This is a genomic window from Phytohabitans flavus, assembly GCF_011764545.1.
In the GTDB taxonomy this organism is placed as follows: domain Bacteria; phylum Actinomycetota; class Actinomycetes; order Mycobacteriales; family Micromonosporaceae; genus Phytohabitans; species Phytohabitans flavus.
The window spans coordinates 883,328-893,138 of the sequence record NZ_AP022870.1 but is presented as its reverse complement, the minus strand read 5'-3'; the positions used below and the strand labels follow the sequence as shown (position 1 = coordinate 893,138).

The 9,811-nt window shown below is 74.9% G+C and carries 1 pseudogene; it reads right to left on the bottom strand.

Going from position 1 to position 9,811, the window contains the following annotated elements:
- Positions 1-9,763 (bottom strand): annotated as a pseudogene (locus Pflav_RS49230) (type I polyketide synthase).
- Positions 9,764-9,811 lie beyond the last annotated feature (48 nt).

Here is a 9,811-nt window from a genome sequence, read left to right as displayed (position 1 = left end):
TCAGCCTTCGCCGAATGCGTCGTCGACCATGGCGAACAGCTCGTCGTCCGTCGCCGTTTCGAGTGCGCCAGCGTCGTCCTCCTCGACCGCCGCCGCCGTGCCGGTCCAGCCGGCGAAGAGCGCGTGCAGTCGTGTGGTGACCCTGGCGCGGTCACCGGTGTCGAGGCTCAGCTCGCTGAGCATCGTTTCGAGCTTCTCCAGTTCGGAGATGACCGTTCCCACGCCCGTGCCGTCCTGGACCAGCTGGCCGCTCAGGTGCGCGACGAGGTCGGCGGGCGTGGGGTGGTCGAAGATCAGCGTGGTGACCAGCCGGAGGCCGGTGGCCACGGTGAGCCTGTTGCGCAGCTCGACCGCGGTGAGCGAGTCGAAGCCGATCTCGTTGAACGCCCGCTCCGGCGCGACCGCGTCCACCGTGCCGTGGCCGAGCACCCCGGCGGCGAGGCCGCGAACCAGGTCCAGCAGCATGGCGTCGCGCTCGGGCACGCTCAGCTTGGCGAGCCGCTCGGCGAGCGAGGCCCCGTCGGCACCGGCACCGCCGGCCTGGACGGTCCGCCGGGTGGCGGCCCGGATCAGACCCCGGAACAGCGGCGGTACGGGCGCCGCGCCGATCTGCGACCGGATCGTGGCGATGTCCAGCGGCGTGGGTACGAGCGCCGGCGCGGAGCCGGCGCAGGCGACGTCGAACAGCGCCAGGCCGTGCTCGCCGGTGAGCGCCGAGCCGACCCGGGCCACCCGGGCGAGGTCGGTGTCGCTCATGTGCGCGGTCATGCCGGTCCGCTCGGCCCACATGCCCCAGGCGAGGGCGACCGCCGGCAGCCCTTCCCGGTGCCGCAGCTCGGCCAGCGCGTCGAGGAACGCGTTGGCCGCCGCGTAGTTGCTCTGGCCGGCCGAACCGAACACGTGCGACGCCGACGAGAACAGCACGAACGTGGAGATCGGCAGGTCGCGGGTGAGCTCGTGCAGGTGCCAGGCCGCGTCCGCCTTGGGCCGCATCACGCGGTCGAGGCGTTCCGGTGTCAGCGAGCCGAGCAGGCCGTCGTCGATCACACCGGCCGCGTGCACGACGCCGGCGAGCGGCGCGGCGGCGGGGATCCCGGCGATGACCCCGGCGAGGGCGTCCCGGTCGGTGACGTCGCAGGCGACGATCTGGACGTCCGCCCCGAGCGCGGTCAGCTCGTCGCGCAGGTCGGTGGCGCCGGTGGCCTTGAGGCCGGAGCGGCTCGCCATGACCAGGTGCCGGACCCCGTGCTGGGACACGAGGTGACGGGCCAGCAGGCCGCCGAGGCCGCCGGTCGCACCCGTGAGCAGCACGGTCCCGTCCGCCGGCCACACCGGGTCGTCGCCGGCCGGTTCGACGGTGGCCCGGGCGAGCCGGGGAGCCCGTACCTCGCCGCCCCGGATCGCCAGCTGCGGCTCGTCGCCACCGGCCGCGGCGACCAGCGCGGCGGCCGCGGTGTCCGGGTCGTCGAGGTCGGCGAGGAGGAACTGGTCGGGGTTCTCCGCCTGCGCGGACCGGAGCAGGCCCCAGACGGTCGCGCCGGAGAGGTCGGTGACCGGCACCTCTGGGCCGGCCGGCACCGCGCCGGTGGTGACGACGACGAGCCGGGCCGCCGGCCAGGGCTGGTCACTCAGCCAGGACTGGATCGCGGCGAGGACGGCCGCCGTCGCCTCCCGGGCTCGCGCGCCCCGGTCGCTCTCGCCGGTGGTGGCGGCCGGCAGGCAGTACGCGACGACCGCCGGCGTGTCCACGTGCTCGGCCATCGCGGTGGCGAGATCGGGGTACGCGGTGACCGGTGTGCCGGTGGCGCCCAGTGCCGCCGCCAGCCGGTCGCTGTCGCCGGCGAGCACCCACGGCCCGGCGGCCGGCACGAGCGTGGCCGGTGGCACCGGCACCCAGTCGAGCGTGAAAAGCGAGTCCCGGTACGGGTTGCTGACCCCGGCGGTGAGCTGGTCGGCGGCGACGGGCCGCAGGCGCAGCGCGTCGGCGCTCCACACCGGCGACCCGGTGTGGTCGGCGGCGACGACCGTGATCCCGTCCCGGTCCGGACCTGGCCTCAGCCGCACCCGCAGCACCGAGGCGCCAGCCGCGTAGCAGCGTACGCCGTGCCACTGCTGGGGCAGGCCGGCGAACCCGTCGCCGTCCCAGCCCGCGGCAGCGACCGCGTGCGTCACCGCGTCCAGCAGCGCCGGATGCAGGCCGAACCGCTCGGCCTCGGCACGCCGGTCGTCGGGCAGCGCCACCTCGGCGAAGAGGTCGTCCCCGCGTACCCAGGCGGCTTTGAGGCCCTGGAACGCCGGACCGTGCCGCACGCCGGACTCGGAAATCTGGTCGCGGATCTCGTCGACGTCGAGCGGGGCCGCGTCGACCGGCGGCCACGTCGCCACGTCGGCCGCGGACACCGCTGCGCTGTCGCCGGTGGCGAGGACGCCGGTGGCATGGCAGGTCCACTGCTGGCCGCCGTCTTCGAGTCGGGAGTGGACGGTGATGCCACGGCGCCCGTCCGCGTCCGGTACGGCCACGGACACCTGGAGGTGCACCGCGCCCCGCTCCGGGATGATCAGCGGCTCCGCGAGGACCAGCTCCTCGATACGGTCGGCACCGGCCTCGTCGGCGGCCCGCACGGCGAGCTCCACGAAGGCCGCGCCGGGCAGCAGCGTGACACCGGCGACGGAGTGGTCGGCGAGCCAGGGATGGGTCTTGGCGGAGAGCCGGCCGGTGAGCAGTACGCCGTCGCCGTCGGCGAGGGTGACCGCCGCGCCCAGGATCGGGTGTTCGGCCGCGGTGAGCCCGAGCCCGCTCGCCGACCCGTCGAAGGTCTCCGTGCCGTCCTCCAGCCAGTACCGCTCGTGCTGGAACGCGTACGTCGGCAGGTCCACGACCCGCGGCCGGGGCGAGCCGAACGCGGGCGTCCAGTCGACGTCGACGCCGCGCGTGTACGCGGTGCCGAGACTGGCGTAGAACCTGTCCAGGCCGCCCTCGTCGCGGCGCAGGGTGCCGGTGACCCAGGCGGGCGCGGCGGCGGCGTCGACACTCTCCTGCATGCCGACGGTCAGCACCGGGTGGGCGCTCGCCTCCACGAACCCGCGGAATCCCTCCGCCAGCAGGGTCTGCGTCGCCGCGGCGAACCAGACCGTCTGGCGCAGGTTGCGATACCAGTAGTCCGCGTCCGCCCCGGTGCCGTCCACCCACTCCCGTTCCACAGTGGAGTACCACCGGGTGTCTGCCCGCCGGGGCCGTACGGGGGCGAGCAGCTCGGCCAGCCGCGCCTCGATCGCCTCCACATGAGCGGAGTGCGACGCGTAGTCCACCGCGATCCGGCGGTTGCGCACGCCGGCCGCCTCCAGGGCGGCGACGAACGCGTCCACCGCCGCGACCACACCGGCGACGACCACCGAACCGGGGCCGTTCACCGCCGCGACCGACACCTCCGGGTGGCTGGCGAGCAGCTCCTCGACCTGGGTCAGCGGGGCGGAGACGGAGACCATCGCGCCGCCGCCGGCCAGCTCGAGCAGCGCCTGCGAACGCAATGCCACCACGAGCGCCGCGTCCTCCAGCGACAGCGCGCCGGCGACGCAGGCGGCGGCGATCTCACCCTGCGAGTGGCCGACGACCGCGGACGGCGTCACGCCGTACGAGCGCCACAGCTCGGCGAGCGAGACCATGACGGCCCACAGCAGCGGCTGCACCACGTCGACCCGTTCCGACAGCACCGGGTCGGTCAGGGCGGCCCGCGGATCCCAGTCGACGTACGGGGCCAGGGCCGCCGCGCAGGCGTCGAACCGGGCCGCGAAGACCGGCGAGCTGTCCAGCAGCTCCACCGCCATCCCGGACCACTGCGATCCCTGGCCCGGGAAGACGAAGACCACTCCCCGGCCGTGGATCCCGAACCCGAGACCACCGCGCCGGCGCCCGCGGCGAGCGACTCCCCGCCGGCGAACCCGCGCAGCGCCTCGGCGAGCGCGCCGGTGTCGCGGCCGGCGGCCACCGCCCGGTACGGCATCCGCGACCGCGCCAGCAGCGACCAGCCCACCTCCGCCGGCCGCGCACCGCCGCCCTCGGCGACGCCGGCCAGCCGCAGCGCCTGATCGCGCAGGGCCGCCTCCGACCGGGCGGAGAAGGCCCACGGCACGACCGGTGCTTGCTCGCCGCCGGCCACCGGCTCCGGCAGCGGGTCACCCTCCTCCAGGATCACGTGCGCGTTGGTACCGCTGAAGCCGAACGCGGAGACGCCGGCCCGCCGAGGGTGCCCGTTCGGCGCCCACTCGACGGGTGCGGTCAGCAGCTCGACGGCACCGGTCGACCAGTCGATGTGCGGGGACGGCTCGTCGGCGTGCAGCAGCGTGGGCGGCAGCATCTCGTGCCGCAGCGCCATCACCATCTTGATGATCCCGGCGACACCGGCGGCGGCCTGCGGGTGCCCGATGTTCGACTTCACCGAGCCGAGCCACAGTGGACGCTCACGGTCCTGCCCGTACGTGGCCAGCAGCGCCCGCGCCTCGATCGGGTCGCCGAGCGCGGTACCGGTCCCGTGCGCCTCCACCGCGTCCACATCGGACGGAGCCAGCCGGGCGTTCGCGAGCGCCTGCCGGATCACCCGCTCCTGCGACGGGCCGTTCGGCGCGGTGAGGCCGTTGCTGGCGCCGTCCTGGTTGATCGCGCTGCCCCGCACGATCGCCAGCACCTGGTGGCCGTTGGCGCGGGCGTCGGAGAGCCGCTCCACCACGAGCACACCGACACCCTCGGCGGTACCCATGCCGTCGGCGGCGGAGGAGAACGCCTTGCACCGGCCGTCGGCGGCCAGGCCGCCCTGCGCGCCGAAGTCGACGAACAGCACCGGGCTGGACAGCACCATCACGCCGCTGGCCAGTGCCAGGTCACACTCCCCTGCCGCAGCGCCTGCGCCGCCAGGTGCAGCGCGACGAGCGACGACGAGCACGCGGTGTCCACTGTGACCGCCGGACCTTCGAGGCCGAAGACGTACGCGAGGCGGCCGGAGATGACGCTCGCGCCGACCCCGGTGCTGAGGTAGCCCTCCAGGTCCTTCGGGATGTTGCGCAGCGCGCTGCCGTAGTCCTGGCCGGCGGTTCCGGTGAAGACGCCGGTCTGGCTGCCGCGCAGCGCGGCCGGATCGATGCCGGCCCGCTCGAACGCCTCCCACGCCGTCTCCAGCAGCAGCCGCTGCTGCGGGTCCATGCTGACCGCCTCGCGCGGGCTGATCCCGAAGAACGCCGGGTCGAACTCGCCGGCGCCGCTGACGAACCCGCCGCGCGGCAGCACACCCGAGCTGTCGGCGGCGAGCCGGTCGAGGTCCCAGCCACGGTCGTCCGGCACCTCGGAGGTGCCGTCGCCGCCGGCGACGACCAGGCGCCACAGGTCTTCCGGGGACGCCACGCCGCCCGGGAACCGGCAGCTGATGCCGACGATCGCGATCGGCTCGTCGGCCGCCCGGACGGTGCGTACGGCCACCTCGGCACGCCCGCCGGAGACCTCCGTGCGCAGGAAACCGGCCAGGGCCACGGAGTTGGGGTAGTCGAAGACGGCTGTCGCCGGCAGCCGCAGACCGGTGGCCTCGCTGAGCCGGTTGCGCAGGTCGACCGCGGTCATCGAGTCGACGCCCATCTCGTTGAACGCCAGCTCGGGGTCTACCTCGTCGCCGGAGGAGTGGCCGAGCACGACCGCCGCCTCCGCCCGTACGAGGTCGAGCAGCAGCCGCTCGCGCTCCGGCTCGGTGAGCGGGGCGAGCCGCCGGGCCAGGTCCGAGTCGCCGGTGGGTGCGGCCAGGGCGGCGGCGGGCTGCGCGGGTACCCGGGCCGCGACCGGTCCGGTCGTGCCGGCGGCCCAGTAGCGGCTGTGCTGGAAGGCATACGTCGGCAGGTCGACGGTCCGCGGCCGGTGCGGCGCGAAGTACGCCGTCCAGTCGACCTCCACACCGGCGTTGTGCAGGCCGCCCAGAGCGGTGGCGATCATCTCCAGCTCGGGCCGGTCCGCGCGGAGCGTGGCGACCGTGACGGCGGCCGGTGCGCACTCGGGTACGAGCGCGCTCAGCACCGCGTCGGGGCCGACCTCCAGGTAGGTCTGGACGCCCTGCTCGGCCAGCCACGCGACGGTGTCGGCGAAGCGGACCGGGCGGCGTACGTGCGACACCCAATAGTCGGCGTTGGCGACGCCGGTCGGAAACGGCATCGACGGCTCGTGGAAGGTGACACCGGCGATGGCGGCGGCGAAGTCGTCGAGCATCGGCTCCATCAGTGGCGAGTGGAACGCGTGGCTGACGTTGAGCCGCTTCACCTTGCGCCCCTCGGCCCGCCAGAGCTCCTCCAGCGCGCCGATGCCGGTCTCGGCGCCGGCGACGACGACCGAGGTGGGCCCGTTGACCGCCGCGATGTCGACGCCAGCGGTCAGGTGCGGCAGCACGTCGGCCTCAGTGGCCTGCACCGCGAGCATCGCCCCGCCGGCCGGGAGCGCCTGCATCAGGCTGCTCCGCGCGGCGATCAGGGCGGCCGCGTCGTCGAGCGTGAAGACGCCGGCGACGTGGGCCGCGGCGATCTCGCCGATCGAGTGGCCAGTCACGATGTCCGGCCGCAGGCCCCAGGCGCGCAGCTGGGCGTAGAGGGCCACCTCGACGGCGAAGATGGCCGGCTGGGCGTACAGGGTCTGGTGCAGCTCCTCGTCGTCGACGACCTCGGCGAGGGGACGGGGCAGCCGGCCGTCGAACGCGGCGCAGACCAGGTCGAACGTCTCGGTGTAGGCCGGCAGCACCCCGTACAGTTCGCGGCCCATGCCGAGCCGCTGCGCGCCCTGGCCGGTGAAGAGCACCGCCAGGCCACCGCCCGTGCCGGCGGTGCCGGTCGTCACCCCGGCGACCGGGCGGCCCTCGGCGAACGCCGCGAGCTTGCCCGCGAACTCCTCCCGGTCTGTCGCTACGACCGCGGCCCGGTGGGCGAATCGGCTCCGCGTGGTGGCCAGCGAGAACGCGATGTCGGTGACGCGGTCCTCGGCGACCCGGTCTTCGGTGGCCCGGTCTTCACCGAGGTGGTTCGCGAGGCGGGCGGCCTGCGCCCGCAGCGCGGCCTCGGACTTCGCGGCCAGCACCCATGGGACCGGTACCGGCTGCTCCGGCTGCTCCGGCCCGGCCGTCGTCGGCTCGCCCTCTTCGATGATCACGTGCGCGTTGGTGCCGCTGACCCCGAACGACGAGACACCTGCCCGGCGGGGATGCCCGTTGGGCGCCCAGTCGACCGGGTCGGTGAGCAGCTCGACCGCGCCCGCGCTCCAGTCCACGTGCGGGCTCGGCGTGTCGACGTGCAGCGTACGAGGCAGGACACCGTGCCGCATCGCCATGACCATCTTGATGACGCCCGCCATGCCGGCCGCGGCCTGGGTGTGGCCGATGTTCGACTTGACCGAGCCGAGCCAGAGCGGCTCCTCCCGGTCCTGCCCGTACGTGGCCAGCAGCGCCTGCGCCTCGATCGGATCGCCGAGCGTGGTGCCGGTACCGTGCGCCTCCACCGCGTCCACTTCGGAGGGTGTGAGGCGGGCATTGGTGAGCGCCTGCCGGATGACGCGTTCCTGCGACGGCCCGTTCGGCGCGGTGAGACCGTTGCTGGCACCGTCCTGGTTGACCGCGCTGCCGCGTACGACCGCCAGGACCTTGTGGCCGTTGCGCCGGGCGTCGGATAGCCGCTCCACCACGAGTACGCCGACGCCCTCGCCCCAGCCGGTCCCGTCGGCGCCGGCGGCGAATGCCTTGCAGCGGCCGTCGGCGGCGAGGCCGCGCTGCCGGCTGAACTCCACGAACGTGCCGGGGGTGGCCATGACCGCCACGCCGCCCACGACCGCGAGGTCGCAGTCGCCCTGCCGCAGCGCCTGCGCCGCCAGGTGGAGCGCGACGAGCGACGACGAGCACGCGGTGTCCACTGTGACCGCCGGGCCTTCGAGGCCGAAGACGTAGGAGAGGCGGCCGGAGATGACGCTGCCCGCGTTGCCAGTCATGAGGTACCCCTCGGCGCCGGATGGGTTGGCCGCGAGGAGCGCGGAGTAGTCCGGTGCCGCGGCGCCGATGAAGACACCGGTGTAGCTGCCTTGAAGCGTGGCCGGGTCGATGGCCGCGCGCTCGATCGCCTCCCACGACGCCTCCAGCAACAGCCGCTGCTGCGGGTCCATACCAAGGGCCTCGCGCGGGCTGATACCGAAGAACGCCGGGTCGAACTCAGCGGCGTCGTAGACGAACGCACCGCCCCTCGTGGCGCTGTCACCGAAGCCGGTACCGGCGCCCTCGCCCGCCCCGAAGAGGCCGTCGAGGTCCCAGCCCCGGTCGTCCGGGAAGCCGCTGACCGCGTCGCCGTCCTGGGCGACGAACCGCCACAGGTCCTCGGGACTGCGCACCCCGCCCGGGAAGCGGCAGCTCATCGACACGATCGCGATCGGCTCGTCGGCCGCCGCCGCGGTGTGCACCACGACGTCGCGGCGGGTGCCGGCGACCTGGGCCCGGAGGTGTTCGGCGAGGGCGGTCGCGGTCGGGTGGTCGAAGACGACGGTGGAGGCGAGCGTGAGCCCGGTGACCGCGGCGATCCTGTTGCGCAGCTCGACGGCGGTCAGCGAGTCGAAGCCCATCTCGTTGAACGCCCGCGCCGGGTCGACGTCGGCGGCACCGCTGTGCCCGAGCACCCCGGCGGCCTGCGCGCGTACCAGGTCGAGCACGACCTTGCTCTGCTCGGCGGCGTCGAGCGTGGCCAGCCGGCGGGCCAGCGCGGAGGCGCCGGAGTCGCCGCCAGCCGCGTTCGCCGTACGCCGGGTGCGGCCCCGCACGAGCTCGCGGAAGAGCGGTGGCACCGGTCGCGGCCCGGCCTCCGCCCGGATCGCGGCGGCACTGAACCGGGTGGCTACGAGCAGGGCCTCGTCCCGTCCGTCCGCGGCGTCGAAAAGGGCCAGACCGTCCACGGTGGAGAGTGCGATGCCGGCGCGGGCCACCCGGGCACGGTCGGTGTCGCTCATGTGCGCGGTCATGCCGGTCTGCTGGGCCCACAGGCCCCAGGCGAGTGCGACGGCGGGCAGGCCGAGGTCGCGGCGGTGCTGGGCGAGCGCGTCGAGGAACGCGTTAGCGGCGGAGTAGTTGCCCTGCCCGGGCGCGCCGACGACACCGGCCAGCGCGGAGAAGAGCACGAAGCGGGTGAGCGGCAGGTCGCGCGTCAGCTCGTGCAGGTGCCAGGCGGCGTCCACCTTGGGCCGGAACGCGGTCTCGAGCTGGGCGGTGGTCATCCCGGCGACGAGCCCGTCGGCGAGGGCACCGGCCGCGTGCACCACCGCCGTCAGCGGATGCTCGCCAGGTATCCCTGCCAGGACCGCGGCGAGGGCGTCGCGGTCGGCAACGTCACAGGCCACGATGGACACCCGCGCGCCCGCCTCGGTGAGCTCGTCGCGCAGCTGCCCCGCGCCGGCCGCGGCCTCGCCGGACCGGCTGGCCAGCACCAGGTGCCGCACGCCGTGCCGGGTGACGAGGTGACGCGCGAGCGAGCCGCCGAGGCCACCAGTGGCGCCGGTGATCAGCACCGTGCCGTCGGGGTCCCACGGCAGGCCGGTGTCGGCGGCGTCGACCCGGCCGAGCCGGGGCACCAGGACCGCGCCTTCCCGGAGGGCCAGCTGCGGTTCGCCGCCAGGCAGACCGGCCGCCAGGACACTCTGCGACGCGGCGCTGCCGTCGGTGTCGACGAGCAGCAGCCGATCCGGGTTTTCCGCCTGTGCCGAGCGGAGCAGGCCCCACACCGCCGCCCCGGCGAGCCGCGCCTCGGTCGGCCGGTCAGCCAGGTCTCC